Annotated in this window: 30 protein-coding genes and 1 pseudogene; 21 read left to right on the top strand and 10 right to left on the bottom strand. The window is 58.0% G+C overall.

The window, feature by feature from the left end; genetic code table 11:
* The first annotated feature begins 27 nt into the window (after positions 1–27).
* Entirely contained in the window at positions 28–1008 is a 981-nt protein-coding gene (locus ACW9UQ_RS02195) for an ABC transporter substrate-binding protein (RefSeq protein ID WP_458929356.1), read from the top strand.
* A gap of 77 nt (positions 1009–1085) precedes the next feature.
* Here ACW9UQ_RS02195 and ACW9UQ_RS02190 read toward each other — a convergent pair whose 3' ends face one another.
* Entirely contained in the window at positions 1086–1367 is a 282-nt protein-coding gene (locus ACW9UQ_RS02190) for a glycine zipper domain-containing protein (RefSeq protein WP_458929355.1), read from the bottom strand.
* Positions 1368–1552: 185 nt separating this feature from the next.
* Between ACW9UQ_RS02190 and ACW9UQ_RS02185 the strand changes: the two genes are divergently transcribed.
* Both ACW9UQ_RS02185 and ACW9UQ_RS02180 read left to right on the top strand, forming a co-directional pair.
* On the top strand, positions 1553–2608 hold the full coding sequence (locus ACW9UQ_RS02185; protein ID WP_458929354.1) for a dipeptidase: 1056 nt from the start codon (positions 1553–1555) through the stop codon (positions 2606–2608).
* On the top strand, positions 2608–2895 hold the full coding sequence (locus ACW9UQ_RS02180; RefSeq protein ID WP_458929353.1) for a putative quinol monooxygenase: 288 nt from the start codon (positions 2608–2610) through the stop codon (positions 2893–2895). Before ACW9UQ_RS02185 ends, ACW9UQ_RS02180 begins: the two co-directional genes overlap by 1 nt.
* A 60-nt stretch (positions 2896–2955) precedes the next feature.
* Here ACW9UQ_RS02180 and ACW9UQ_RS02175 read toward each other — a convergent pair whose 3' ends face one another.
* Positions 2956–3390, bottom strand: coding sequence for a hypothetical protein (locus ACW9UQ_RS02175; protein ID WP_458929352.1), 435 nt, complete (start codon positions 3388–3390; stop codon positions 2956–2958).
* A 39-nt stretch (positions 3391–3429) separates the two neighbouring features.
* Entirely contained in the window at positions 3430–4095 is a 666-nt protein-coding gene (locus ACW9UQ_RS02170; RefSeq protein ID WP_458929351.1) for a neutral zinc metallopeptidase, read from the bottom strand.
* Between the two features lie 83 nt (positions 4096–4178).
* Between ACW9UQ_RS02170 and ACW9UQ_RS02165 the strand changes: the two genes are divergently transcribed.
* The 12 genes from ACW9UQ_RS02165 to ACW9UQ_RS02110 all read left to right on the top strand — a co-directional run bounded on the left by ACW9UQ_RS02165 (position 4179) and on the right by ACW9UQ_RS02110 (position 14186).
* Complete coding sequence (locus ACW9UQ_RS02165; protein WP_458929350.1) at positions 4179–5048, top strand: DMT family transporter; 870 nt, start codon at positions 4179–4181, stop codon at positions 5046–5048.
* A 90-nt stretch (positions 5049–5138) separates the two neighbouring features.
* Positions 5139–5675 (top strand): inorganic diphosphatase, encoded by a 537-nt coding sequence (gene ppa, locus ACW9UQ_RS02160; RefSeq protein WP_458929349.1) that lies wholly within the window; start codon positions 5139–5141, stop codon positions 5673–5675.
* 171 nt (positions 5676–5846) lie between these two features.
* Positions 5847–6935, top strand: coding sequence for an OmpP1/FadL family transporter (locus ACW9UQ_RS02155; RefSeq protein WP_458929348.1), 1089 nt, complete (start codon positions 5847–5849; stop codon positions 6933–6935).
* Positions 6936–7189: 254 nt separating this feature from the next.
* Positions 7190–8047 carry an ATPase gene (locus ACW9UQ_RS02150; RefSeq protein ID WP_458929347.1) on the top strand — a complete coding sequence of 286 codons (858 nt, stop codon included), beginning with the start codon at positions 7190–7192 and terminating at the stop codon, positions 8045–8047.
* Between the two features lie 59 nt (positions 8048–8106).
* Positions 8107–9027 (top strand): homoserine O-succinyltransferase, encoded by a 921-nt coding sequence (locus ACW9UQ_RS02145; RefSeq protein ID WP_458929346.1) that lies wholly within the window; start codon positions 8107–8109, stop codon positions 9025–9027.
* A gap of 149 nt (positions 9028–9176) precedes the next feature.
* Positions 9177–10082 carry an alpha/beta fold hydrolase gene (locus ACW9UQ_RS02140; RefSeq protein WP_458929345.1) on the top strand — a complete coding sequence of 302 codons (906 nt, stop codon included), beginning with the start codon at positions 9177–9179 and terminating at the stop codon, positions 10080–10082.
* A 1-nt stretch (position 10083) separates the two neighbouring features.
* Positions 10084–10959 (top strand): polyphosphate kinase 2, encoded by an 876-nt coding sequence (ppk2, locus tag ACW9UQ_RS02135; protein ID WP_458929344.1) that lies wholly within the window; start codon positions 10084–10086, stop codon positions 10957–10959.
* Between the two features lie 41 nt (positions 10960–11000).
* The gene (locus tag ACW9UQ_RS02130) at positions 11001–11627 is read left to right on the top strand and encodes a TetR/AcrR family transcriptional regulator (protein WP_458929343.1); all 627 of its coding nucleotides are present in this window, start codon (positions 11001–11003) and stop codon (positions 11625–11627) included.
* A gap of 273 nt (positions 11628–11900) precedes the next feature.
* Positions 11901–12200, top strand: coding sequence for a hypothetical protein (locus ACW9UQ_RS02125; RefSeq protein ID WP_458929342.1), 300 nt, complete (start codon positions 11901–11903; stop codon positions 12198–12200).
* 183 nt (positions 12201–12383) lie between these two features.
* Entirely contained in the window at positions 12384–12764 is a 381-nt protein-coding gene (locus ACW9UQ_RS02120; RefSeq protein WP_458929341.1) for a DUF2852 domain-containing protein, read from the top strand.
* Positions 12765–12828: 64 nt separating this feature from the next.
* The gene (locus tag ACW9UQ_RS02115; RefSeq protein WP_458929340.1) at positions 12829–13302 is read left to right on the top strand and encodes an RDD family protein; all 474 of its coding nucleotides are present in this window, start codon (positions 12829–12831) and stop codon (positions 13300–13302) included.
* A 65-nt stretch (positions 13303–13367) separates the two neighbouring features.
* Positions 13368–14186 carry an arginyltransferase gene (locus ACW9UQ_RS02110; protein ID WP_458929339.1) on the top strand — a complete coding sequence of 273 codons (819 nt, stop codon included), beginning with the start codon at positions 13368–13370 and terminating at the stop codon, positions 14184–14186.
* Here ACW9UQ_RS02110 and ACW9UQ_RS02105 read toward each other — a convergent pair whose 3' ends face one another.
* From ACW9UQ_RS02105 to trhA, 6 genes and pseudogenes are all read right to left on the bottom strand, one after another.
* Positions 14187–14753 carry a hypothetical protein gene (locus ACW9UQ_RS02105; RefSeq protein WP_458929338.1) on the bottom strand — a complete coding sequence of 189 codons (567 nt, stop codon included), beginning with the start codon at positions 14751–14753 and terminating at the stop codon, positions 14187–14189. It lies immediately after the preceding gene.
* A gap of 54 nt (positions 14754–14807) precedes the next feature.
* Positions 14808–15152, bottom strand: coding sequence for a hypothetical protein (locus ACW9UQ_RS02100; protein ID WP_458929337.1), 345 nt, complete (start codon positions 15150–15152; stop codon positions 14808–14810).
* 233 nt (positions 15153–15385) lie between these two features.
* The gene (locus ACW9UQ_RS02095; protein WP_458929336.1) at positions 15386–17749 is read right to left on the bottom strand and encodes a TRAP transporter large permease; all 2364 of its coding nucleotides are present in this window, start codon (positions 17747–17749) and stop codon (positions 15386–15388) included.
* An 11-nt stretch (positions 17750–17760) separates the two neighbouring features.
* Positions 17761–18657, bottom strand: a complete 897-nt coding sequence (locus ACW9UQ_RS02090) for a TRAP transporter small permease subunit (RefSeq protein WP_458929335.1) — start codon at positions 18655–18657, stop codon at positions 17761–17763.
* A gap of 92 nt (positions 18658–18749) precedes the next feature.
* Positions 18750–19573, bottom strand: a pseudogene (locus ACW9UQ_RS02085) (TRAP transporter substrate-binding protein).
* Between the two features lie 280 nt (positions 19574–19853).
* A complete protein-coding gene (trhA, locus tag ACW9UQ_RS02080) occupies positions 19854–20528 on the bottom strand; it encodes a PAQR family membrane homeostasis protein TrhA (RefSeq protein WP_458929334.1) in 675 nt (224 codons plus the stop codon).
* Positions 20529–20865: 337 nt separating this feature from the next.
* Here trhA and ACW9UQ_RS02075 point away from each other — a divergent pair, with 337 nt between their 5' ends.
* From ACW9UQ_RS02075 to ACW9UQ_RS02050, 6 genes are all read left to right on the top strand, one after another.
* Complete coding sequence (locus tag ACW9UQ_RS02075; protein ID WP_458929333.1) at positions 20866–22620, top strand: acetolactate synthase 3 large subunit; 1755 nt, start codon at positions 20866–20868, stop codon at positions 22618–22620.
* 10 nt (positions 22621–22630) lie between these two features.
* Positions 22631–23377, top strand: a complete 747-nt coding sequence (locus tag ACW9UQ_RS02070; RefSeq protein ID WP_458929332.1) for a sulfotransferase domain-containing protein — start codon at positions 22631–22633, stop codon at positions 23375–23377.
* Entirely contained in the window at positions 23377–24183 is an 807-nt protein-coding gene (locus ACW9UQ_RS02065; protein WP_458929331.1) for a hypothetical protein, read from the top strand. The genes ACW9UQ_RS02070 and ACW9UQ_RS02065 overlap by 1 nt, the downstream gene beginning before the upstream one ends.
* The gene (gene ilvN / locus ACW9UQ_RS02060) at positions 24180–24743 is read left to right on the top strand and encodes an acetolactate synthase small subunit (RefSeq protein ID WP_458929330.1); all 564 of its coding nucleotides are present in this window, start codon (positions 24180–24182) and stop codon (positions 24741–24743) included. Before ACW9UQ_RS02065 ends, ilvN begins: the two co-directional genes overlap by 4 nt.
* A 146-nt stretch (positions 24744–24889) precedes the next feature.
* Entirely contained in the window at positions 24890–25345 is a 456-nt protein-coding gene (locus tag ACW9UQ_RS02055; RefSeq protein ID WP_458929329.1) for a hypothetical protein, read from the top strand.
* A 20-nt stretch (positions 25346–25365) separates the two neighbouring features.
* Positions 25366–25803, top strand: a complete 438-nt coding sequence (locus ACW9UQ_RS02050) for a hypothetical protein (RefSeq protein WP_458929328.1) — start codon at positions 25366–25368, stop codon at positions 25801–25803.
* Here the strand turns inward: ACW9UQ_RS02050 and ACW9UQ_RS02045 are convergent.
* On the bottom strand, positions 25755–25942 hold a 188-nt coding region (locus ACW9UQ_RS02045; protein ID WP_458929327.1), incomplete at its 5' end, for a transposase. The two genes, ACW9UQ_RS02050 and ACW9UQ_RS02045, sit on opposite strands and share 49 nt — an antisense overlap.

Here is a 25942-nt window from a genome sequence, read left to right as displayed (position 1 = left end):
GGCAGCAAGTTCAACAAGGAGAGTACCATGAAACATCTGATTTCACTGGCCATTGCGGCGTCCATGGCCCTGCCCGCCTGGGCGCAGGACACGGTTAACCTGCAATTGAAATGGGTCACGCAAGCCCAGTTCGCGGGCTATTATGTCGCCGCAGAAAAAGGCTTCTATGAAGAGGAAGGCCTTGAGGTTGTGATCAAACCCGGCGGGCCGGATGTCGCGCCGACGCAGGTGATCGCCGGTGGCGGCGCAGATGTGGTGGTGGAGTGGATGCCTGCCGCGTTGGCGGCCCGCGAAAAGGGTCTGGCACTGGTCAACATCGCCCAACCATTCAAATCCTCCGGCATGATGCTGACCTGCCGCAAGGATGCCGGGATCGCTTCTACCGATGATTTCAAGGGCAAGACGCTGGGTGTCTGGTTCTTTGGCAACGAATTTCCCTTCCTGAGCTGGATGAGCCAGCTTGGCATTCCGACCGAAGGCGGGGCCGATGGGGTTGAGGTGCTGAAGCAGGGGTTCAATGTCGACCCGCTGCTGCAAAAGCAGACGGCCTGTATCTCGACCATGACCTATAACGAATACTGGCAGGTAATCGATGCGGGGCTGACCCCGGATGATCTGGTGACCTTCAAATATGAGGATGAGGGCGTCGCAACGCTGGAAGACGGGCTTTATGTGCTGGAAGAAAATCTGGCTGACCCGGCCTTCAAGGACAAGATGGTCCGTTTTGTTCGTGCATCCATGAAGGGCTGGAAATATGCCGAGGAAAACCCGGACGAAGCGGCGGAAATCGTTCTGGACAATGATGCGACCGGCGCCCAAACCGAAGAGCATCAGAAGCGCATGATGGATGAGGTCGCTAAGCTGACCGCCGGTTCAAACGGGGCGCTGGACCCGGCGGATTTCGATCGCACGGTGAAAAGCCTGCTGTCGGGCGGATCTGATCCGGTGATCACCAAAGAGCCAACCGGTGCCTGGACGCATGACATCACCGATGCGGCCCTGAATTGACAAAAAAGGCCCGGGCAATGCTGCCCGGGCCGCTTTCAAAAACTGCTGTTACGCCTGCTTGGCGCAAACAGATTTTCTTACGGACAATCCGCAATAAATTCACGACCCAGCGAGTCGCGATAGCGGCACTGGCGTGCGCCAGGTGTAGACTTGCGTTGCTGCTGGCTGGCGATGGTGGCCCCCGCCACAGCGCCGAGAGTACCCCCTATAATAGCCCCTCTGGTATCATTATCAGATACCGCCGCCCCCAAAAGCGCACCCGCAGCGCCACCAGCGGCAGCACCTGTCAGCGCAGGGTCCTGCCCGTTGCAGCCCAGAAGGCTAAGGGACATTAAAGCGGCACAAACTGTTCTAACCATCATGGAAACTCCATCTATTGCGTTTGGAGGGATCATAGCGGGCAAATCCGAAATCGGGACTCACATTTAGTGACGAAGAACTACAATGGCCGCAAAGTCGTGTCATTCCCCACATTTAGAGGTGTTGAAGCGGGTGCCTGATCGGTGCCATAGTCAGGCGATTGCAGATATGGGACGGGACAGACGTGGATCGAAACAGCCCCAGGATTTTTGACGGTCATAACGATCTTATACTTCGCCTGATGCGGGGTCAGGTCACGCCAGAGGGCGTGGTCCAGGGGCTGGTAGATGGTCATATTGACCTGCCTCGGGCGCGCCAAGGCGGCTTTGGCGGTGGGTTCTTCGCGGTTTATGTTCCCGACCCGCCCGAGATTGCCATCGATCATGATGAGATGGCGAAATCCAGCTATGATCTGCCACTTTCTCCCGCTTTGGCGCAGGACAGTTCATTGGATTTTATCCGGCGTGGCTTTGACATGCTTGATGCGCTGGAAGCCGCTGGGGGGATCACGCTATGCCGGACCGCAGCTGAACTGGAGGCCGCGCTTCAGAGGGATCGGATGGCGGCCATCGCGCATATCGAGGGGGCCGAGGCAATTGACCCAGACTTTGCCGTTTTGCATGAACTACACGGGCGCGGGCTGAGATCCCTAGGCCCGGTCTGGAGCCGCCCGACCGCGTTTGGTCACGGGGTTCCGTTTCGATACCCGTCCGACCCTGACACGGGGCCGGGGCTAACCGATGCGGGAAAGGCGTTGGTGCGCGAATGCAACCAATTGCGGATCATGCTGGACCTGTCACATCTGAACGAGAAGGGTTTTGACGACGTCGCAGCGCTTTCGGATGCGCCGCTGGTCGCGACCCATTCCAATGCCTGGGCGCTTTGTCCGCATGCCCGCAACCTGACCGACTGGCAGCTGCGCGTCATCGCCGAAAGCGACGGTATGGTCGGCCTGAACTTCGCCGCGGCCTTTTTGCGGCAGGATGGCAAAATGGACGCTGATGTTCCGCTGGAGACGATGTTGCAGCATCTGGATCATATGATCGACATGATGGGCGAGGATCGCGTTGGCTTCGGCACCGATTTTGACGGGGCCGTTGTCCCGCAAAAGATCAAGGATTGCGCCGGCTTCCCGCATCTGCGTGCTGCCATGCGCGCGCATGGGTATAACGAACCGCTGATGACAAAGCTTTGTCATGGCAACTGGCTGCGCGTGCTGCGCAAAACTTGGGGGGCGTAATGGCTGAAACAGGACAGGTCCGGCTGACCGGCACCATTATCATCCCAATGGAGGAGCAGGCGCAGATGCAACCTCTGCTGGATGCGCATATCCGTCTGACACGGCAGGAACCGGGATGTCTGCTGTTTGAGGTCACGCAGGATGACGCTGATCCCGCCGTGTTTCATGTAAGCGAATTGTTCGAGGATCAGGCCGCGTTCGACTTTCATCAGACCCGTGGCGGGGCGTCTCCCTGGGGGCAGCAATCAGGCCATCTTGTAAGGGACTTCAAGCGCGAGCTTCTTTAGGGCAGTTCGCGGGCCGTATAGGGCCCCGCGAAATCAACCATCGCGCTGACTGGTGTCTCCTTATCGCGGTACGTCCCGAAACTTCCGCAAGGGTGCCGCCGCTTTCAACGCGTCGGCTGTATAGCTTCGGCCGACGCAATGAGTTTCATACGCCCCTGCCTTGTCGCGCCGGGTTTGCAGGCCCTCGGTTAATGTAAGCTCGGCCTCCTCCAGCGTTTTCGTCACCTCCTCCATTTCCTGCGAAAGGGCGCTATAGCGGACGGCGGCGCGCGCATCGACGCGGGCCGTGTCGCGCAGCGTGCTCCGGCGCAGCCGGATTTCCGTCAGACGGCGGGCAAGCCGCTGCTGCTTGTCTGTCCCATCCTTGATCTGGTGCTCCAACTGATCCAGCCGCACCGACAGATCCAGACAAAACGCCAGTTGTTCGGGGCTAAGGTCATAGCCCTCTGCGCAGACAGATGTGCCCAGGAAAGAGATCAAAACAAGGAACCGCATCGCACAAGCCTTACGGCCCGGACCTCAAGAACCGGTTAACTACTGCTCTGCCCGCAAGATCAGTCGCGCATCGAAATCCTTGGTTGCACAAACCGCGAAATCCTTAGCCCTGTGTCCGGCGGCAAACCAGCGGTCATGCTCGGCCATGGTTATCGGCGACAGCGCAGTCGTGCTGATCGGGCTATGGCCCCAATGCGGCTTGCCGAACGGATCAACTGCCAGCAGGCTTGCGGATATGCCGTCGATCTTGGCCCGGCCCAGCAATACACCAGCGATACAGGCCGCTTGCGCGGAGACCTGCACGCGCAACGCTGCCTCGTTTGCGGGGTCAGCCTGAATGCGGGACAGCGCGATATCAGCAATGCCATGGCGCACCTGCACGGCGCGGGCATATTGATGCGCGATCAGATAGGAAATCGCCTGCCCGGACAGTTTCTCGGACAGGTCGGCACTGACATAGATGGTGTTCAGATCGGTGCAGTACCGTGCGTAAAGACTGGCCTCCGGCCCGCCGCCACACAGATCCACCAGGCGCGAGGTCAGCTGTACCTGCGGCATCCGGGTAAAGGTCCGGTTCGCCAGTTGAACCACAGGACGCAGGGTTTTGGCCGTCTGCGGATTAAGCCCCGCCGTTCCGACATCTTGCGCCTGCATTGGCCCTGAAAGGGCAAGGGCAGCGGCGATAGTAACAAGCAAGGTTTTCATGCGATGCACCCTACCCCGGTGCCATCCCGGCCTCAACGCCGTTTCCGCTTGCACCCGCCCAATACCGTCGCCAGTGTCGCGCCATGGAACAGGACAGCCGCCCCGTTCTGGCTGCGCTCTGGATGATGGGGGCTGTGGCCAGTTTCTCTTTGATGGCCGTCGCCGGGCGCGAGTTGTCCGGCGTGCTGGACACGTACGAGCTCATGGCCTTTCGTTCCCTGATCGGCATTGCAATCGTTCTGCTTGTCGCTGCGGCGACCGGCCAGATCGGACATATACGCCTGCAACGCATGACACTGCACATGGTGCGCAACCTGTTTCACTTTGCTGGCCAAAACCTGTGGTTCTACGCCATCATGGCAGGCATCCCGCTGGCGCAAGTCTTCGCATTTGAGTTCACGACACCAATCTGGGTAACCCTGCTTGCCCCGGTCTTTCTGGGCGAGCGGATGACCCGCATCCGGCTTTTGTCGGTGCTGATCGGCTTTGTCGGTATCCTGATCGTTGCCCGCCCCGGACAACTGCAAATGTCCGCCGGGCTGCTGGCCGCCGCCGCTTGTGTCATCGGCTTTATCGGGACGGTCATGTCAACAAAACTGCTGTCACGCAGCGAAGCGGTGATGTCCATCCTGTTCTGGATGGTTGTCATGCAAGCCGTGTTTGGTCTGATTATGGCCGGTTATGATGGCGATATCACCCTGCCGACTGGGATTGACCTGGCCTGGGTGGCGATTGTGGCCTGCTGCGGGCTGGGCGCGCATTTTTGTGTGACAACGGCGTTGTCGCTGGCCCCTGCCTCTCTTGTCAGTCCGATGGATTTCCTGCGCCTGCCGGTGATCGCGCTGATCGGCTTTGCGCTGTATAAGGAGCCATTGGAGATTGCCGTCTTTGTCGGAGGCGCGATAATTTTGCTGGCCAATCTGATCAATCTGCGCACGGCGCGCCGCCAATAGGCCCTTGGCAGTGAAAGACGCCTCTTTCACCGCCAAACCAATCATGCTACGGGCCGCTTCAAGCACAATCTGGCCGATCAGGAGTACAAAATGGACGTAGATAAAATCCCGGCAGGTAAGAACCCGCCCCAAGACATCAATGTCGTGATCGAAATCCCAGGCGGGGCCGGTGGCGGTGCGCCGGTGAAGTACGAGATCGACAAGGACAGTGGTGCGGTTTTCGTTGACCGCATTGTCAACACGCCAATGTTCTATCCCTGCAACTACGGCTTTGTCCCCAACTCGCTCCATGCTGATGGTGACCCCACGGATGTTTTGGTGATCTGCGATTTCACCCTGCAGCCCGGTGTCGTAATCCGCTGCCGTCCGGTTGCCGTGCTGAAGATGGAAGACGATGGCGGCATGGATGATAAGCTGATCGCTGTGCCCGTGGAAAAGGTCGATCCGTTCCAGGCGGGCATTCAGGACCTGAACGATGTTCCCGCCAAAACCCGCGACCGCATCAAGCATTTCTTCGAGCATTACAAAGACCTTGAAGAAGGCAAATGGGTCAAAGTTATCGGTTGGGGCGACAAGGCCGAGGCAGAGCAGATCTTGAGCGATTCTATCGCTGCTGCGCAGAAATAAGCGCGGGTTACCTCGCCTTACAACCTATAGCAGAATTACATCACAACGCCGCGCAGGATCACCTAACGCGGCGTTATTCATTGACCGTTCACGAAACTGACACCTACACTTTCCTCCGAAGCCTGCGCTACTTTGACGCAGGCCAATAAAACAATCTAGCGGAGGTCACCCATGTCAAAAATCGTCCGCTCTGCACTTATTGCGGGGCTTCTCAGTTCCTCATCCATGGCGGTTGCCGGCGGTCTTGATCGATCCGGCCAGTCTATCAGCCCCTTGTTCGAAGAGGGCCGCTATGCCGAATTTTCGCTTGGTGCAGTCATGCCAAGCGTTGACGGCACCTCAGCGGCAATTCTGGGATCGGAGCCAACCGGAAACGTCGCGAATGCCTACTTTCCCTTAGGCGCGGCATTTAAGGGCGATATCAATGATCGCCTGTCCTACGCCCTGATCTTTGATCAGCCCTTTGGTGCAAGCGTTTCCTATGATGGAACCATCGCCTTCGATGGCACAAATGCGACCGCAACTTCTTACGCGTTGACGGCGCTGATGCGCTATAAGTTCAATGAAGGTTTCAGTGTCTATGGCGGCCCGGTGCTGCAAAGCATCAGCGCGGATGTAAACCTGTCCGGTGGGGCCTATGGTGGCCTGAATGGATATGATGTGAGCTTTGACCCGTCTTTCGGGGTCGGTTTCGCCGCTGGTGCGGCCTATGAACGCAAAGACATCGCGCTGCGCGTTGCACTGACCTACCGGTCCGAGATCAAGCACGAGTCAGACACCACGCAGAGCGTTGCACCGCCGTCTACGACAGACATCACTTCCCCCCAGTCAGTTAACCTTGACTTTCAGACAGGTGTTGCGCCGAAAACCCTGTTGTTCGGCTCGGTCCGTTGGGTGAACTGGGACGGCTTTGCGATCCGGCCGACAGCGCTCATGGGGAATGCACTGGTCGAGTATGACAGTGACACCTTCACCTACGCGCTTGGTCTTGGTCGGAAATTCACCGAAAAATGGTCCGGCGCGGTGCAGGTCGGCTATGAGGCCGGAACGGGCGGTTTGAGTTCAACGCTTGGGCCAACCGATGGTTTCCTAAGCCTTGGTGTCGGCGCGACCTATACGATGGACAACATGAAGATCACCGGTGGCGTGCGCTATGTCTTCGCCGGGGACACCGATACCGGCGTTGGCGGCACCCAGGTCGGGAGTTTCCGCGACAACTCTGCCATCGCGGCTGGGGTCAAGGTCGGCTTTTACTTCTAAAACCCATCTAAGACCCAAGAATCCGAAAGCCCCGCCCGAAAAGGCGGGGCTTTCGCCGTATTGCGGGCCACCCCACACTTTGTTTTCCGCAACACGGGGTCTCGAAACCCGCCCTTCGATCTCAGCACGAAGGGCGGGCTTCTTGGTCCTCCTGTGATTTGGTCGCGGCAGAGCGCAAACCAGTTCAATCACCGCGCTTGATCCGCCTCCCCCCCCCGGATAGACCCAAACCCTGAAGGAAGCCGGAGGCCGCGATGCTCTACCCTACTGCACAGGACTGGCAATCCGCGCCGCATAAGCGTGTGGCGCTGTTCGGCATGTCAGGACTGGGCAAAACGCATATATCCCAGATGCTGCGCGACACAGGGGACTGGTTCCATTACTCCGTCGATTATCGCATCGGCACCCGGTATATGGGCGAGCATATCGTCGATAACTTTAAGCAAGAGGCGATGCGCAACCCGTTTCTGCGCGAGTTGCTGATGACGGATTCGATCTATATCGCGTCCAATATCAGCTTTGAAAATCTGTCGCCGCTGTCGACTTATCTGGGCAAGCCGGGGAACCCTGACAAGGGCGGCCTCCCGTTAGAGGTGTATATCATCCGCCAACGCCAGCACCGCTCGGCGGAGGTTGCCGCGACCCAGGACGCAGCGCTTTTTTCCACCAAGGCCGCCGATATCTACGACTATGCGAATTTTATCTGCGACTGCTCCGGCTCACTTTGTGAGGTGGTCGATGCCGCCGATCCCGCAGACCCGGTCATGACCGCCCTTTCGGCCTGCGCCTTGCCGGTCTGGCTGGAGGGGCCTGAAGGCCATGCGGATATGCTGGCGGAGCGCTTCGACAAGGCCCCCAAGCCGATGTATTACAACGAGGATTTTTTGCGCAGCATCTGGGCGCAATATCTGGGGGAAAACGATCAAACCCCCGATCAGGTTAACCCGGACAGCTTTGTCCGCTGGGGATATCGCAAGCTGCTGGATCACCGCCTGCCCCGCTATCGCGAGATCGCAGAGCGTTGGGGCATCACCCTGCCGCATGAACAGGTCAGTGCCATCCGCAATGCCAAGGATTTCAACGCCCTGATCACAGCGCATCTGCCGCGCTAGATTTGCCAGAAAGGCAGTCCTGCACTATCTGCCTGCTACCCTTGCAAAGGATATCATCCATGCCGATCAAACTGCCCGAGACCCTGCCCGCCTTTGACGTTCTGACGCGCGAAGGGGTCATGGTAATGGGAGACGAGCGCGCGGCCCGGCAGGATATCCGCCCGTTGCAAATCGGCCTGCTGAACCTGATGCCTAAAAAGGCCGAAACGGAAACCCAGTTCGCCCGGGTCATCGGGGCCACCCCCTTGCAGATCGACCTGACCCTGATCAAGATGTCCGACCATCAAAGCCGCAACACCTCGGTTGCACATATGGAGGCGTTTTATCAGCCGTTTGAGGACGCCCGGTCGCGCAAGTTCGATGGGCTGGTCATCACTGGCGCACCGGTCGAGCATCTCGATTTCGAAGGCGTCACCTATTACGATGAATTGCGCCAGATCTTCGACTGGACCCAGACCAATGTTCACCACACGATGGGCGTGTGCTGGGGCGGCATGGCAATGATGAACCATTTCCATGGCGTGCACAAAGATGACCTGCCCGCGAAAGCCTTTGGCTGCTATCGCCACCGCAATCTGGCCCCGGCCTCGCCCTATCTGCGCGGCTTTTCGGATGACTTTGTCGTGCCGGTCAGCCGCTGGACCCAGATGCGGCAGGAAGATATCGACGCCAGCGACGATCTGGTGATGCTGATGGCCTCGGACGAAGTTGGTGCCTGTCTGGTAGAGGATGCGCCGCACCGCGCCCTCTATATGTTCAACCATCTGGAATATGACAGCGATACGCTGAAGGCAGAGTATGACCGGGATATTTCAGAAGGCGGGGAAATCAGCCTGCCCGTGAACTACTACCCTCAGAACGATCCGTCCCGCCCGCCCGAAAACCGCTGGCGCAGCCACGGGCATCTTCTGTACGGCAACTGGATCAATGAAATCTATCAGACCACAAAGTTTGATATGTCCGAGATTGGGCGTGGTTAAAGCGTTTCGAGTTTACCTTGAGACATCACATAAAATCGAAACGCGTACACCATATAGGCTTATCACTGCGTTTCAGGATAATCTTTTGTCTCAGGTTTATCCCGAAACGCTTTAGCCGCCGCAAACTGATCTTTGGCGGGGCCACCCTTATGGCCGGGGTTGCGGCCGTTGCGGCGCGCAACTCAACCCGCTTCAGCGACCTGCAGCCCTCGGGCAAGTTTGTCGAGGTTGACGGCACCCGTCTGCATTACCGCATTCTTGGGAAGGACGGCCCGCAAGTGCTCGCCATTCATGGGGCCTCGGGCAATATTCTGGACTGGATCGTTGGGCCTGCCCAGGCGATTGCCGAAAATCACCGGCTGCTGCTGATCGACCGCCCCGGCCTGGGCTATTCAGACCGCGCACCGCAAGATGGTTCAAACCCCTTCGTTCAGGCCAGGCTGATGCGCCGGGCAGAGACGCAACTGGGGTTCGATGCACCGATTCTGATCGGCCATTCCTACGGCGGCGCAGTGGCGCTGGCCTGGGCACTTGACGCGCCCGAGGTCGTGCCCGGCCTTATGCTTCTGGCCGCCCCCAGCCATGTCTGGGATGGACCGCCATCCTTGCGCAACCGGCGGCTGGCCTCAACGCCAGTTCTAGGCCAGCTGGCAACCCACCTGGCCGCCGCCACTGTGCCGCAAAGCATGATTGACGCTGCAATCGACGACGTGTTTGCCCCGCAAACGCCGCCGCCCGACTACGCCAACCGGATCGAGGCAAGACTGGTCCTTAGGCCCGCAACACAGCAGGCCAACGCCACAGATATCGCCACGCTAAAGCCGCATATCCGCGCCATGGTGCCGCGCTATGACAGCCTGACCATGCCGATTGAACTGCTGCACGGCGATGCCGACACGACCGTTGGCCTGTCGATCCATTCCGAGCCGTTTGCGCAACGCCTGCCCAATGCTCACCTGACAGTACTGGACGGCATCGGCCACATGCCCCACCATGCCCGACCAAATGAGGTTCTGGCGGCACTGAACCGCCTGACAGCCAACAGAAAGGGGTAAGATGACCATGGAATTTCCCAAACCCTTCGACGGGGCGATCAGTCGTTTCTTTGAAGAAAGCGCGCCCAAAACCATCCGGCGCGCGATCGAAAAGGCCGACAAGAACGACATACTGGACCCCGGCTATCCCTACCGCGAAGAGATGGCGACCAAGGATTATGAAAAACAAATGGCGGCACTGCAGATCGAACTGGTGCGCGCGCAAAGCTGGGCCCGCGCGACCGGCGCACGTGTCGCTGTGGTGTTTGAGGGCCGCGACGCGGCTGGCAAGGGCGGCACAATCAAGCGATTTCGCGAAAACCTGAACCCGCGTGCGGCACGGGTCGTGGCCCTGTCAAAACCGAATGAGGCCGAGCGGGGGGAATGGTACTTCCAGCGCTACATAAGGCATCTGCCAACTGCGGGCGAAATCGTGTTCTTCGACCGCTCCTGGTACAATCGTGCGGTGATAGAGCATGTCTTTGGCTTTTGCGACAAGGCAGAGCGGCAGCTTTTCTTTCAGCAGGTGCCGAAATTCGAAGAGATGCTGATGAATGAAGGCATCCACCTGTTCAAAATCTGGCTGAATGTCGGGCGGGCCGAGCAACTGCGCCGTTTCCTCAAACGCGAAAGCGCGCCTTTGAAGCACTGGAAGCTTTCGGGCATTGACGTGGACGGGCTGTCAAAATGGGATGCCTATTCGCGGGCCATCGCAGAGACATTTCGCAAGACTCACACCCGCACCGCACCATGGACCGTCGTGCGCTCCGACGACAAGAAACGCGCGCGTCTGGCGGCGATCCGTGCGGTCCTCAGCCAATTGGACATTCCGGATGCGGATATCCGGCGGCCTGATCGCAAGATCTGCGGCAGTCCGAAAGCGATGGGGTTCAAGTGATCCGCTTGCCCTGCCCTACGCTTTGCGGCTAAGCCGCGCCTATGGCCAATCGCAAAAGCTATCATCACGGCAACCTGAAGCAGGCCCTTGTTGACGCCACACTTGAGCTGGTCGTGGAAAAGGGCCCGCTGGGTTTTACGCTCGCCGAGGCCGCCCGTGCCGCAGGCGTATCTGCCGCCGCCCCCTATCGCCATTTCAAGGGACGCGAAGACCTGATCCAGGAATGCGCGTTGCAAGGTTTCAAGATTTTTGCCGACCTGATGGAACACGCCTATCAGAAAGGCCAGCCCTCCCCGATGGAGGCATTTTCGGCCACTGGTCGCGCCTATCTGGCCTTTGCCCGCAAGTTCCCGGGCGCTTACATCACGATGTTCGAAAGTGGACTGTCGATTGCCGGTGATAGCGAGCTGAAGGCCGCCTCGGACCGGGCTTTTGGTGTCCTGACCAAGGCGGCAGGCGACCTGTTGCAGCACATTCCCGCAGACCAACGCCCGCCCGCATCGATGGTGTCGCAGCACATCTGGGCGCTCAGCCATGGCGTGGTTGAGCTGTTTGCCCGCGGGACCCCCGGCACCAAAAGCCCATTCTCGCCCGAGGATTTGCTGGAAAGCGGCACCGGCATCTATCTGCGCGGTCTGGGGCTGATCGAGAAAGATGCCGGCGCATAAGGCGTTTGGGAAACAACTCCCGCGTCACCTAAAGCGTTTCGAGTTTACCTTGAGACATCACATAAAATCGAAACGCGTACACCATATAGGCTTATCACTGCGTTTCAGGATAATCTTTTGTCTCAGGTTTATCCCGAAACGCTTTAGAAGGCTCCAGCGCCAAGCAGCACCTTTGACGCAAAAGTTACCTGCGTTTTGAAAGGTTCATTGAAACACCCACTCCGTCGAAGGCTCACTTGCCTGTTATCCCCCTGTTCATCTACAAAGCTAGGTATGAAAAAGTTCGAAAAAGAAGGATTGCATGCCGAATGCCAGTTGCTTTGGGATCAATTTGATCCGATTGGCCTATCAGAGTGCGCGACCGGCATTGATGATGAATACCGCAGCTACATACCACATACGGCCGAGTTGGTACTTGCCTCGGCTGACCGATACAAGTTCTCAAAATTCATAAAGAACTGCCTCTACGTTGATATGGGACTATCGAGGTCACCATCATCCGAAGAAGCGATTGCTCAGTTTGTGGAAAAGCTGTGCAACCTTGCTGAACTGGCTCACACCGACATGCACTGACCGAAAATACGTGGAAAACGATCCCGCGCGACAGCAGGCGACGCTTGCTGACTAAGCGGCATGACTGCAGGACGCAGTTCCCCCTGACAAAAAACTTGTCCAACTGACTTGACATTCAACGATAGACACGCCAGCTATGTTAATGTAAATAACATTCACATTCTGACCAAAAGGAGTACCCACATGTCCACATTGATCCACTGGCTGCGCGAAGCCGAGGCGTGGCTGGATGCCCGTGGTAAAGGTGCCTGGATCGCCGCCATGGTCCTTGGCTTTATCTTCCTGTGGCCCGTTGGCCTCGCCCTTCTTTTCTACATGCTATGGAGCGACCGAATGTCCTGTTCACATAAATTCCGAAACCGCACGCCTCGTCGTTTGGGGTCCTCTGGCAATGCCGCCTTTGATTCCTATCGCGACGAGACCCTGAAGCGGCTGGAGGACGAACAATCCGCCTTTCACGGCTTCCTGGAACGGTTGCGCAAGGCGAAAGATCAGGCCGAGTTTGATCAGTTCATGAGCGACCGCAAACGCCAGCGCGACGACGCCATCGACATGCCTGCCTGATACGGCTGGCTGACGCGGCGGGCCATTCTTGACATGGCCCGCCGCAACCCTGCAGTAATGCCGGATGCGCAAACACCCTTCTCAACAAGGTCAATCGCCTTTGCCGGACCCGGTTCGGGACCCGCAATTCTACGATGTGATCCCCACCAAGCGATTTACCGCATGGCTGATCGACAGCGTCGTTATTCTGATCATCAGCGGTGTGCTTACGCTTGCTATCGGTCTTATTACCAACGCTTTCGGCTTTGCGCAGCTGATCAGCACCATGCTGACAACCGGCTTCATCTATCACTGGATCAGTTTGACCAGAATGTCCGCCACACCTGGCATGTGTTTTGTTGGGGTCGAGTTTTGCGGTCATGACGGGCTGCAGCTTGGTCATGGACAAGCGGCCTTTCACAGCCTTGTCTTCATGATGGCCCTTGTCTCGGTCCTTGGTGCGATGCTGCACGGTGCTCTGATCCTGAAAACAGCGCACCATCAAGGCCTGCCTGACCTGATGCTGGGCAGTGTCGTTATAAACCGTCCTTTGCAATAGGGATTGCCAGCCTCCCGCATGTGTTGCTAGCCTGCCCGGACCCTTTACAGTTTGTTCAGTCTGGCATGCATCACAGCCTTCCGAAAACGCCGCAGTTCTATGTGACATCCCCGCAACCCTGCCCCTATCTTGACGGGCGGGTAGAGCGTAAGCTGTTCACTGCACTGCAAGGCAATGGTGCTGACAAGCTAAGCAACGCCTTGTCGCAGCAAGGGTTTCGTCGGTCGCAGAATGTGGTCTACCGCCCGTCCTGCACGGAGTGTTCGCTTTGTTTGTCTGCGCGGATTGTGGTCGATGACTTTGCGCCCGGCAAATCCCAGCGACGGGTGCTGAAGCGGAACGCCTATCTGCAACGCGATGCCAAGACACCCTGGGCCAGCGAGGACCAGTACGATCTGTTTCGGCGATATCTTGCCAGCCGCCATTCGGATGGCGGCATGGCCGACATGGACGTCTATGAATTCGCGGCCATGGTCGAAGAAACGCCGGTGCGCAGCCGTGTTGTCGAATATCATGACCCGGCAGAAGGCGATCAGAGCCTGACAGCCGTCTGCCTGACCGACCTGCTGGAGGATGGACTGTCGATGGTCTATTCCTTTTTCGAGCCCGAATGCGCGCCGCAATCGCTAGGCACCTATCTGATCCTAGACCACATCGACATTGCCCGTCAGGCCGGTCTTAAATACGTGTATCTCGGCTATTGGGTGCCCGGATCACCGAAAATGGACTACAAGGCCCGCTTTCGCCCGCTGGAGATTTTTCGACGCGGCAGCTGGACCCGGCTGGAAGATATAGATCAGGCTGATCTGACCTCCCACCCACTGGACAACGATCCCATTGCCGAGCAGGTCGCCGCAATTTACCTGCCCGAGGCTGAAGACTGATCAGACTTCGGGGGCTTTCGCGACCCGCTTTGCCTTAGCGAGCTCTTCTTTCAGCCGCGCGATTTCACCCTGGGCTTCGCTCCACAGGGTGACCGCAAGATTGGCCCCATCTTCAAAGCTCAACTGCTGCTCTTCAGAGGTTTCAGGATAAGTCGAGAAATCCTCTGCGAAAAGCGGGGCCTCCGTACCCGGCAGATAACGGGCGCGCAAACGCTCGTTTGACGCACGGAAGTAGTCATAAAAATGCTCTGCCTCTCGACGCGCAGGCAGGGGCGGTCGCCCCGAAAAGTGCTTGATCAACGCCATGTTCAGCGGACCGCGGGCATGATTGAAATCGCCACCGGGCAAAATACTGGGCAGCTTTTGATTGGCCACCCGAAGAAAGCTCTGCGCCACAGCTGTGACAGAGGGGTTCTCGATATCCGGGGAGGTCAGGCCGGCCCGGTCAATCCCTGCAAGGGCACAAAAGTCGGCAAGCAGATCACCTTCGATCAAGTACTCAGGCTCAAAGATGCGGATATTCATTGCTTCGCGCCCGAACACATTCGCCCAGGCATCGATCAGCAATTCATAGTTCAGGTGATCCAGCGCACCTGGGTCATCGTTCAGGGTAAAGGACCGCTATCCACCGTTCAAAAGCCCTGTGGATATATCGCTGACCACATAACGATCCTGCCGCCGCAGATAAACCACGACGGAATAGGTATCGAACTGATTAAAGAAAGAACGGGTAAAATTCGTCTGCCGTTCGTCGGTGAAGAAACTAAAATCCTCACTCGACAGGATCACCGTGTTTGGTTTGACCCGTTCGATCTCTTTCTCAAGATCCGCTTTGGTTCGGTCCTGCAGACGTTTCAGATCATCCTGCGTCTTTATATTTTCGCGTGACAGGTAAAACCACAGCTTCATCAGTGGATCGGCTGAAACCGACAGCTGAAACCCGTTCTCGGCAATCTGGGACGGCACCATTATGCTCTGGGCCCGCAATTCCCGAATATTCTTCCGCAAATACTTCTGTATCGAAGTAGAGCCTGTTTTTCTGGTGCCGATATGTAAAATACAGTGCAAACCGCTGATGTCCCTGGTCACGATTTCAAAACGCGATGCCTAACCGCCCGTCAAGCTACTACGCTGACAGTCAGTGGAAAACAACAAATCGCTTCACCTATCAGCAACAAGACAGACCTTGCGAACTAGACTTAGTTCAGTTTCAGCAACTCCGGTATAAAGGTCACAATACTTGGAACCCACCATAGCAAGGCCAGCCCGAATACCTGGATCAGCACGAAAGGTATCACGCCACGGTAGATATGCCATGTGGTGACCTCGGGCGGGGCAACCCCGCGCAGGTAGAACAAGGCAAAGCCGAAGGGCGGCGTAAGGAAACTGGTCTGCAGGTTGACCGCGATCATGATCGTCACCCATTTCGGATCCATCGTGCCGCCATAGATAACTGGACCGACAATGGGCACAACAATGTAGATGATCTCCAGGAAATCCAGAACGAAGCCCAGTACGAACAGTACCAGCATTACGATCAGGAAGATCTTGGTCTCGCTGTCAAAAGACCGCAGGAACTGCTGGATATAGTGTTCCCCTCCGAAGGAGATGATCACAAGGTTCAGCATCTGGCTGCCGATCAGGATGGCAAAAACCATCGAGGTCACCTTTGCCGTTTCGCGCACAACCGGGGACAGAACCCGGCCTTCGAACAGCACCCAGCACGCCCAGACCAGGCCCAGCATGGCCACCGAATAGGCGATCATCGCCGCCACAAAGGCAATCCAGTTTTCTGCAGTGACGGTTTCCAGATTGACCCGCAGATCAAAATTGATCCCAAGCAGCAGCATCACCAGCATAGCCAGGGTCGCAATGATCACGCCCTTGCCGGTCTTTCCGTCATCCTGCAGCCGCCGGTATGCGGCCAGCATGATCGCGCCGCCAGCCCCCAACGCAGCTGCGGGGGTCGGATTAGTGATGCCGCCAAGGATCGAGCCAAGTACGGCGACGATCAAAACCAGCGGTGGGAAAACAACGCGCAACAGCTCGTTCTGTCCCATCAGCTTTGCGGCGTGTCGCAACCCAATGAACACAAGCACCATGGGGATTGCCAGTTTGACAAAGCCCATTCCCGGCGTATCAAGCGGCGTGATCGAGAACATGTCGACCATGACCGACATCGCTATCCCGACGCCCCCCAGAACAAGTGGTCCCTGTGGTTCGTCAGGCGACACGCCATAACCGATGGCCATCGCAATCGCAGCAATCACCAAAATGGTCAGAACACCATTGCCGATCGGGGCGGCATTGGCGACCGCTTCAGCCCGGGCCTGTTCAATTTGTTCAGGTGAAAGCGTGCGCTCTTCCTGGCTTAGTCCACCGCCCGCAGCGTCGATCTCTGCCTGAGTGGCAAGCGCGCGCTCCCATTTCTCCTGCCCATGCAGTTCAATCATCGCATCGCGGCACTGCTCGGACACATTTGTTCGCAGTTCCGCCTGTTGTCCCTGCTCAGAGACCGAAGACACAACGATGGATTGCGACCCCGCAAGGTTGGCCGTGTTCATAGCCCAAGCGCCGCCAATGATGGCCAGCGGCATTAGCAGCGTCCAGAACAGCTTGTGCGCCCGGCCGGCCCCAGCAACTGTACCATCCATGGCCGGGATCGGCGGGGCTCGGTGCGGACGTAGCAGCGCATAACCAAAGGCGTAGGCGGCATAAAGAAACGCCAGCATCAGCCCTGGCAGCATCGCGGCCTGAAACAAAGTTCCGACGGACAGAACCGCCGGTTCGCCCAGATATGTCAACGCATCCGAACATCCAACGGAGGAGGCGCGCTGTTCCTGCGCGGTCGAAAATATATCGCCCGCCGGCGTTCCAAGCAGAACAATAACGATAGAGGGCGGAATGATCTGACCCAACGTGCCAGAGGCCGCAATCACACCGGTCGACAACTCTGGCGAATAGTTGTTGCGCAACATGGTTGGCAGCGCCAGCAGACCCATGGTCACAACCGTCGCCCCAACGATCCCGGTTGAGGCCGCCAGAAACGCGCCAACAACAACGATAGACACGGCCAGACCACCGGGCAGCGGCCCGAAGACACGCGCCATGGTCGTCAGCAGATCATTGGCGATGCGCGATCTTTCCAGCGTGATACCCATCAGCACGAACATCGCCACCGCCAGCAGCGTCTCGATGCTTTGGCCCGCCAGAACACGCTCGTTCATGCGGTTGACAATAAACCCAAGGTTTCGATCCAGTGCCTGCTCCCATCCGCCGCTGAACAAGGGCTGGGCGATCATCGGCAGTTCGGGATATCGGAAATGGCTGATCGTATCGCGGGGGATCCCCTCGGTCAAAAGCGCCTGATAAGCCGCCGATGAGGTGTCGATCACATGCCCTTCGATCATTCCGGCATTGTCGAGCATCGCAATGATGCCAAAGGACAGGATTGCAGATCCACCGATGGCGAATGCCACCGGAAAACCGGACATGATACCAAGGAACAGGCTCGCAAAAACGATGACCAGGCCTACTTCAATGCCGTCGAGACCAAAAAACATGGATATTGCCCCTAGTGAATCTCGGCGACGCGCTGCGCCGTCTCATCTTCAAGCTTGTCTTTATCAAGGTACCGGCCCGCACTTTCCTCGCCCTCAACAAACTCAAGATAGGAGCGGAAAAAGAACGCCCAGGCCTGCAGGAACATCATGCCGGCGAACGCAACCAGCAGAACCTTGAACAGGAAATAGGCGTCAAAGCCGTTGGGTGAAAAGCCGATGGTTTCCACGTTCCAGCGCAGCGCGCGGGACTTGGCCTCCAACCGCTGCAGGGTGTCGGAGGCACTGACCGGTGGATTGACCAGATTACGCCACAGGAAATACCAGCCGAACAGCCAGACCATCACCGTCATCGGCAGGATGAACAGCAGCGATCCCAGCATATCGACGACTTTCTTCGCCCGGTGCCGCATACCGGCATAGAACAGATCAACCCGCACATGCCCACCTTGGACAAAGGTATAGGCGCAGCACAGTGCGACGATCATGGCATTGTAAAGCTTCAGTTCCTCGGACCACCAACTCAGATCACGTGTAAACGCCACGCCGAAGGGGGCAAATTCGATCTCTGCGACGCGGAAGATACGTTGCAGAAAGATGATCATGATTTGCTGCAAAACCATCAGCAGCCCGGCCCAAGCAAAAAACCGTCCTACGGCATTGGCAAAGCCCTCAAGCCCGCGCACAACGCCCCATAAGAATGGGCGGACGATGATACCCAGCAGGAAAATCACAAGGAAGAGATCAAGGATCGCAAAGAAAAATGCGGTTGATCCACCATAATAGATCACGCGGATCATCGCGGATTTATCACTCAGGCTCAGCCATTCCGACGGATGGGTCAGCGCCCACCAGAGGCTGATAAAACCATTGCCCATTTCGCCTATAATCCAGGCGACAAGGTCAGCCATCGCGACCCCCTCCCATCATGCGGTTTTGCCGCATTTCATGATTGACCCCCGGGTCGCATCAGTGACCCGGGGGCGTTCTTGCAGTGTTGTGATCAGCCCAGAATGCGGTCGCGCTGGGTCCGGTAAGCACCTTCGGATTTCTCGATCCAGCCCGAGGAGGCTTTCATCGAGGTTTCGACACTGGCGCGGATTTTCTTGAACAGTTCGTCGTCCATGTACTCATCCAGTGTATCCGATGCCGCCTTGCCGAATGCATCCCAGACACTGTCAGGGAATTCCAGAATTTTCACGCCGCCGGACTGCAGGCGTTGCAGTGCGTCACCATTGTTGTTCAGGAACTGTGCCAAAGACCAGGAGTGTGCTTCGCCCGAAGCAACCTCGATGGCTTTCTGCTGGGACGGTGTCAGGCTTTCCCAGACATCCAGGTTGGTCGCCAGGGTCAGTGCCGCACCCGGCTCGTGGAAGCCAGCGGTGTAGTAGATCTTGGTGATCTCCTGGAAGCCCGCCTTTTCATCTGCCCAGGGGCCAATCCACTCGGTGCCGTCGATGGCACCAGAGGCTAGCGCCTGATACACTTCGGCACCTGGAAGATTCTGAACCGATGCACCCAGCTTGCCAAGCGCCTGACCACCCATGCCGGGCATGCGGAATTTCAGACCCTGGAAGTCCTCGGGGCCGTTGATTTCCTTGCTGAACCAGCCGCTTTCAGTTCGACGGTCAGCTGACCATCTGTCATCGCGGTGATCGAATCGGCGACGTGTTGTGCAGCATCATGCACACCAGCCAATCCACGACCCCAAGTCGTCACAAGGGTCAGTGTGCGCTTGCCCTGCGCAAGAGCTGGGGCCGCAAGCCCGGCGGCTGCTGCAGTTGCCCCACCAAGCGTAGAGTTACGCAAAAAAGAACGACGATCCATGGATATCCTCCCATCCGATTGGTCTTGCCCGTTTTCAGGCGATGTTAAACGGAAGCAATTTAGCGCCGGTTCCAGCGCTAAGGAATAGCCCCGTTGCCAGAAATGCACATTTTTTGCGGTGAGGAATCGTGCAGACTGCCCAAAAATCAGGCATCCAACAAAAATGTCGCGGCGAAGGTAGAACTGTCACTAAGTGATTCCACCAATGCGGGTGCGTGCGGCTCTAAGCTTGCGCCGCTATCGGCGCATCCGCATGCCTAACCAACTCGACCTAAAAGGCTCAGCCGGTCGCGACCAACATCGTTGATGTATCAGCCGCATGCAGCATCACCGCCACAAAAAAGACGATGGTCGCCGCCAGCACAAAGACATGCCAGATCGTGTTGTGAAACGGCATACCGGCGGCAGCATAGAAAAGCGTTCCGACCGTGTAGGTAATTCCGCCCGCCATGACCAGGCCCAGCACGGGTGTGGACATCGCGGCAAAAATGGACCAGCCCGCAAACAGACCTGCCCACCCCATCGCCACGCATAAAAATAAGTGAAGCCAACGATATCGTCCAGGTGCCATAACGCGCAGGCCGGTCCCCAGAAATGCTGCGGACCACAACCCGGCAAGCAAAACCAAACCGTGACCAGACATCAGGGTAAACGGCGTGTAGGTTCCGGCGATTTTGAAATAGATCGCGGAATGATCCAGACGTTGAAGGATATCCTTCCACTCCGCCTTGGGGATCATATGATATAATGCGGAGCATAGAACCATCGCGATTAGGCAGAAACCATAGATCGCAGCACCGGTGATCGAGGCGGCATCGCCACGCCACATACTCGTCATGACGATCAAGACGGGGACAGCCCCGACGGCCATGACCACGCCCATGATATGGATCGTGGCATCACTGACCCGTTCGGCACGGGTATAACTGGGCCTAGGCTGTAGAATCTGTCGCATACGTTAAAGTCTACGCCATACTTACTAAGGTTCAATGAATATCGCTGTGATCGACATCCAGCCGGTAAAGATATCTTTCATAAAATTGCACGGAAACACGATGTCACGTAAGTTTTGAAAACCTTGCAGATCAAAAAACCTAACAAAAATTCAGACAAAGGTGGTTGACCCCGGGTTTTTGGCCCGCTATCACCGAATCCCATGAGACACAATGTCGTACTTATTGGAACGCGCGGGCCCCGGCGAAGGTAGCACCTTCAGATCGGACCACCCGCGCATGAGCCCCCACCGGGGCTTTTTTTATGCCCGAACGGGCACAGAGAAACGGAGAAGGACTATGTCACGTCAGATGACCGGAGCACAAATCGTCGTCCAAGCGCTGAAGGATCAGGGTGTGGACACTGTATTCGGCTATCCTGGTGGTGCTGTCCTACCGATCTATGACGAGATTTTTCAGCAGAATGACATTCGTCATATTCTGGTTCGCCACGAACAGGGTGCCACCCATGCCGCAGAAGGCTATGCGCGGGCCACGGGCAAGCCCGGGGTTGTTCTGGTAACCTCGGGCCCGGGGGCAACCAACGCGGTCACCGGCTTGACGGACGCCTTGATGGACTCGATCCCAATGGTCGTTCTGACCGGTCAGGTGCCAACCTTCATGATAGGTAATGACGCGTTTCAGGAGGCCGACACCGTTGGCATCACGCGCCCCTGCACCAAGCATAACTGGCTGGTCAAGGATACCGACAAGCTGGGTGAGACCATCCATCAGGCCTTTCATGTTGCCACCTCGGGCCGCCCCGGCCCCGTGTTGATTGATATTCCCAAGGATGTGCAGTTCGCCAATGGGGAATATGTGGAAAAGGCCAAGGCCCGCACCAATCACTACCAGCCAGCCGTCAAGGGCGACATTGACCTTATTACCCTTGCTGTTGAGGCTTTGGAAAAGGCCGAACGCCCGATCCTTTACACTGGCGGGGGCGTGATCAATTCCGGCCCGCAGGCCAGTCAGCTGTTGCGGGAACTGGCGGCAGCGACCGGGTTTCCGGTGACCTCCACCCTGATGGGATTGGGGGCTTATCCGGCCTCGGGCGATAGCTGGCTGGGGATGCTCGGGATGCACGGCACTTACGAAGCGAACATGGCCATGCATGACTGCGATCTGATGCTGTGCATCGGTGCGCGGTTTGATGACCGGATTACCGGTCGCACCGATGCATTCAGCCCGGACAGTTTCAAGGTGCATATCGATATCGACCCTTCCTCGATCAACAAGAACATTCATGTGGACGTGCCGATCGTCGGCGACATCGCCCATGTTCTGGAAGACCTGTTGAAGGTCTGGAAATCGCGCGGACGCAAATGCCAATCTGCCGCGGTCAAACAATGGTGGTCCGAGATCGAAAAATGGCGCGCGGTCAAATGCCTTACCTACAAGCCATCGAAGGACACGATCAAACCGCAATACGCGCTGGAACGCCTTGAAGCGCTGACCAAGGATCACGACCGCTATATCACGACCGAGGTCGGCCAACACCAGATGTGGGCCGCGCAATTCCTGGGCTTTGAGGAACCGCATCGCTGGATGACCTCGGGCGGGCTGGGCACGATGGGGTACGGCCTGCCAGCCTCGGTCGGGGTGCAGATCGCGCATCCGGATGCGCTGGTGATCAATGTCGCGGGCGAGGCAAGTTTCCTGATGAACATGCAGGAAATGGGCACCGCCGCGCAATACCGCCTGCCGGTCAAGCAGTTCATCCTGAACAACGAACGGCTGGGCATGGTCCGCCAGTGGCAGGAATTGCTTCATGGAGAGCGGTACTCTCACTCCTGGTCTGAGGCCCTGCCTGATTTCGTGAAACTGGCTGAGGCCTTTGGGGCCAAGGGCATCATCTGCAAGGACCCGGCAAAGCTGGACGATGCAATCATGGAAATGTTGGAGCATGACGGCCCGGTGATCTTTGACTGTCTGGTGGAAAAGCACGAAAACTGCTTCCCGATGATCCCCTCGGGCAAGGCCCATAACGAGATGTTGCTGGGCGACGCCGCAACAGATGGCGCTATCGACACCGAAGGGGCGGTTCTGGTCTGAGGATTGGTCCATGCAGCCATTTGTGTTTTTCAGCTATGGCATGACAAAATGCGGCTCTACGCTGGCGTTTCAGCTGGCGCGGACAGCGCTTTTGCAGGCCGGGATGGACCAGCCGCAATTTGACATCCCCGGCCTGTTCATTGCGGACGGCACCAATGCCGTGGAACATATCACCCTGGATCAAGCCAAGGCCCTGCACGCAGAGGTACAGCGCCTTGGCCATCCGCTGGCGCTTAAAACCCATACCCGTCCCGATGATCCGGCAGTGGTCGGCATGATCCAATCCGGGGCCGCCCGCGCCCATGCGGTGATCCGCGACCCCCGCGATATGGCCCTATCCATGCTCGACCATGGACGCGAAGCGCGCGAGGAGGGCCGCCCCGCCTTTGCCGAGATTGTAACGCTGGACGACGCCATGACCGGGATCGACAACCAACTCGACAGCCTGAGTGCCTGGATGCAGTTGCCGGGCGTATCGGTGATGAAGTACGACCGGCTGGCCTTTGACACCGCAGCTGCGGCGACCGATATCCTGGGCCAACTGGGCATCACGGGCGATCCGCAGAAAATTGCCACCCATGTCCTGCGGCGGGAGTTCACGCAGAAAAATGTTGGCATCCGTGATCGGCACAAAACCCAGATGCGGGCCGCTGATAACGCGCGGTTCGTGCAGCGCTATGCGCCGTTCTACGATCTGCTGCTTGGGCCGGACACGCCGGGTCGCCTGCCGCCTGCAACCTCGCTAACGGCCGTGTAATGCGCTGGCTTTCCCGCCGGGCAACCGCAGCGACGCCCCCTGCCACGTTTATCCTGTTCAGCTTTGGCATCACCCGCAGCGGCTCGACCCTTGGCTTTGAAATCGCCCGCGCCGCGCTTGAACAGGCCGGTGCGCCGCAACCCGAACCGGATAAGGGCGATACCCTTTTCATCCCCGGCACCAAGCGCCCGCAAATCCACCGCCTGACCGAGATGATGACACAAACCGGCGGGCCGATTGCCGCAAAACTGCACAACGCCCCGGAGGAAGCCGCGCGCCGCGAGCTGCGCCAAGGTACAGCCAAAGCGCATATCATGCTGCGCGACCCCCGCGATGTTGCCTTGTCCCTCGTCGATGCGGGTGCGCGGGCACGCCAGGCCGGTGGTGGTGCCTTTGCCGAGGTTCACACACTGGCAGATGCCAAAGCCTCCATCGACAAGCAAATGCCCATGCTGCTTGGCTGGCTGCAACAGCCCGGTGGCTTGTGCCTCAACTACCCCGACCTCGCATTTGATACCGAAGCCACGATCAAACGCATACTGACCCATCTGGATATTGAGGGCGATCCGAACCGCATCCTGCGCGCCGTGCGCAAACGCGGCAAGGCCAAGCCGCTGACCGCGCAGCGTGACCGCTACCTTCGGGATATGTCTGCAGCGGATCAGGACTGGTTCACCGTTGCCTACACCCCCTTTTACGACCATGTCCTGGGCCAAAACCAACCCGATGTCACGCATCTCGACAGCTTGCAATCCGCCGATTGCGCAACCATGATCACACTACCTTCCGAAAGTGAGACCACATGACCGCCCTGCATCTGAAAAAAGGCGCCAGCCGCAAAAGTGCTTATGACCTGAAAAATCCCCTGGATGATCTTCAGGAAACCCACACGCTGACCGTCCTTGTCGACAACGAGGCCGGGGTGCTGGCCCGCGTTATCGGTCTGTTTTCCGGGCGCGGCTACAATATCGACAGCCTGACCGTGGCCGAGGTGGATCACACCGGTCACCGCTCTCGCATCACCATCGTAACCACCGGAACCCCAGCCATCATCGAACAGATCAAGGCCCAGCTTGGCCGTCTGGTGCCGGTGCACAGCGTCAACGATCTGACCGTTGAAGGCCCCGCGGTGGAACGCGAACTGGCCCTGATCAAGGTCACCGGCTCGGGCGAAAAACGGGTTGAGGCGATGCGCACATCCGAGGTGTTCCGCGCCCGCGTTGTCGACACCACCCTTGAAAGCTTCGTGTTCGAGTTGACAGGCACCCCGGAAAAGATCGACGCCTTCATCGACCTGATGCGCCCCTTGGGACTGCTTGAGATCGCCCGCACCGGTGTGGCCGCCATGGCGCGGGGCACCGGATAAGCAGGAAAGCCTGAACCATGTTGCGCCGCCTTGCCGCTCTTTCACTAATGCTGACGCTTTCAGGATGTACGTCCAACTACGACTGACGCCAGAAACTGACGCTGCTGGTCAGCACACCAACGGGCGAGGTGTCCGGGGCAGCGGTGGTGGCGATCAAAGCGACATTTCACAAAGATCCGCCTATCGGAAACGAGGTGTTCTACAAGGTCCGTGGCGAGGCTGCAGTGGTCGAGATCGCCCCCGGTCGCTATCTGTTTGCACTTCTGGGCAATGAGGCGGAGCGGTTTCACTGCGCTGCCCCCGAGCGGTTCAAGGACATGAGCCGGGGGCGATGGCTGTCCCGCATCCCTCGCCAGAAAGAGCCGACCGAGGTGCCGCGCAACTGCATACCGGGGCTGGTGACCTTCGACGATATCAGTGGCCCGACCAGCGTAAGGCGGGTGGATCCTGACGATCTGGACGGCGCATTCGGCTGCGACCGGGCCGCCGGGCACCCGGAACCGCCCTGGCGCGCCTCTGGTCTGGGCAATACTGGACCACCTGGCGCAAGAAAGAGGCGATGCGCCGCGCCGACGAGGGCGCATCCGCACGGGCCAGGCTGACCGGGGATGCGGGGGAAGCGTTGACCGAATACGCCCGCCTTGATCGGCCCAACTATACGGATGCCGAAGAACGTGCGCTGCTGAAACCGTTGGAAAAACGCTTCACCTTGAAGGAGTACTTTCCCTGGAAAAGAGCCCGCGACGAGCTCTGCCGCGAATTCCTTGACACCCTGCCCACCCCGGAAGAATTTGCTGCCCCCTATGGTGGCCCCTGCCATCGCCTGCTGCCCCCCGTGCTCGCCATCACCAAAGAGCCGGTTACAGATGGGGTGATGGAGGAGGCTATTGTGTGGCTTTGCGACCATACAAGGCCCTATCGCCGCCTTAGCGGCAGAAGCGGCCCAATCGGCGATAACGATCTGTCCAATAATCTTGGACCAGGGGATTTTGCTTTAGGGTCTGTGGACATTCATCGTGAGTTTATGATGGCTGCGCACAGGTTGATCATCGCGGCATAGGAGGCATCCGTTTTCTCTGCCCTCATTGCGATGCGTTTGAATTCCTTCAACTTTTGAAAGTAGTTTTCAATGAGATGTCGCCATTTGTACATCTCGTCGTCGATTTCCAGTGGGTGCAAACGGTGCGGACGCTGAGAAA

Source organism: Halovulum sp. GXIMD14793 (genome assembly GCF_054457435.1).
Note: the sequence above shows the minus strand (reverse complement) of the source record. Positions and strands in the feature narration are given on the sequence as shown.

Coding starts and splice junctions, on each gene's coding strand:
- ACW9UQ_RS02195 (WP_458929356.1), top strand. CDS start 28: ATGAAACATCTGATTTCACTGGCCATTGCGGCGTCCATGGCCCTGCCC.
- ACW9UQ_RS02190 (WP_458929355.1), bottom strand. CDS start 1,367: ATGGTTAGAACAGTTTGTGCCGCTTTAATGTCCCTTAGCCTTCTGGGC.
- ACW9UQ_RS02180 (WP_458929353.1), top strand. CDS start 2,608: ATGGCTGAAACAGGACAGGTCCGGCTGACCGGCACCATTATCATCCCA.
- ACW9UQ_RS02175 (WP_458929352.1), bottom strand. CDS start 3,390: ATGCGGTTCCTTGTTTTGATCTCTTTCCTGGGCACATCTGTCTGCGCA.
- ACW9UQ_RS02170 (WP_458929351.1), bottom strand. CDS start 4,095: ATGAAAACCTTGCTTGTTACTATCGCCGCTGCCCTTGCCCTTTCAGGG.
- ACW9UQ_RS02165 (WP_458929350.1), top strand. CDS start 4,179: ATGGAACAGGACAGCCGCCCCGTTCTGGCTGCGCTCTGGATGATGGGG.
- ppa (WP_458929349.1), top strand. CDS start 5,139: ATGGACGTAGATAAAATCCCGGCAGGTAAGAACCCGCCCCAAGACATC.
- ACW9UQ_RS02155 (WP_458929348.1), top strand. CDS start 5,847: ATGTCAAAAATCGTCCGCTCTGCACTTATTGCGGGGCTTCTCAGTTCC.
- ACW9UQ_RS02150 (WP_458929347.1), top strand. CDS start 7,190: ATGCTCTACCCTACTGCACAGGACTGGCAATCCGCGCCGCATAAGCGT.
- ACW9UQ_RS02145 (WP_458929346.1), top strand. CDS start 8,107: ATGCCGATCAAACTGCCCGAGACCCTGCCCGCCTTTGACGTTCTGACG.
- ACW9UQ_RS02140 (WP_458929345.1), top strand. CDS start 9,177: ATGGCCGGGGTTGCGGCCGTTGCGGCGCGCAACTCAACCCGCTTCAGC.
- ppk2 (WP_458929344.1), top strand. CDS start 10,084: ATGACCATGGAATTTCCCAAACCCTTCGACGGGGCGATCAGTCGTTTC.
- ACW9UQ_RS02130 (WP_458929343.1), top strand. CDS start 11,001: ATGGCCAATCGCAAAAGCTATCATCACGGCAACCTGAAGCAGGCCCTT.
- ACW9UQ_RS02125 (WP_458929342.1), top strand. CDS start 11,901: ATGAAAAAGTTCGAAAAAGAAGGATTGCATGCCGAATGCCAGTTGCTT.
- ACW9UQ_RS02120 (WP_458929341.1), top strand. CDS start 12,384: ATGTCCACATTGATCCACTGGCTGCGCGAAGCCGAGGCGTGGCTGGAT.
- ACW9UQ_RS02115 (WP_458929340.1), top strand. CDS start 12,829: ATGCGCAAACACCCTTCTCAACAAGGTCAATCGCCTTTGCCGGACCCG.
- ACW9UQ_RS02110 (WP_458929339.1), top strand. CDS start 13,368: ATGCATCACAGCCTTCCGAAAACGCCGCAGTTCTATGTGACATCCCCG.
- ACW9UQ_RS02095 (WP_458929336.1), bottom strand. CDS start 17,749: ATGTTTTTTGGTCTCGACGGCATTGAAGTAGGCCTGGTCATCGTTTTT.
- ACW9UQ_RS02090 (WP_458929335.1), bottom strand. CDS start 18,657: ATGGCTGACCTTGTCGCCTGGATTATAGGCGAAATGGGCAATGGTTTT.
- trhA (WP_458929334.1), bottom strand. CDS start 20,528: ATGCGACAGATTCTACAGCCTAGGCCCAGTTATACCCGTGCCGAACGG.
- ACW9UQ_RS02075 (WP_458929333.1), top strand. CDS start 20,866: ATGTCACGTCAGATGACCGGAGCACAAATCGTCGTCCAAGCGCTGAAG.
- ACW9UQ_RS02070 (WP_458929332.1), top strand. CDS start 22,631: ATGCAGCCATTTGTGTTTTTCAGCTATGGCATGACAAAATGCGGCTCT.
- ACW9UQ_RS02065 (WP_458929331.1), top strand. CDS start 23,377: ATGCGCTGGCTTTCCCGCCGGGCAACCGCAGCGACGCCCCCTGCCACG.
- ilvN (WP_458929330.1), top strand. CDS start 24,180: ATGACCGCCCTGCATCTGAAAAAAGGCGCCAGCCGCAAAAGTGCTTAT.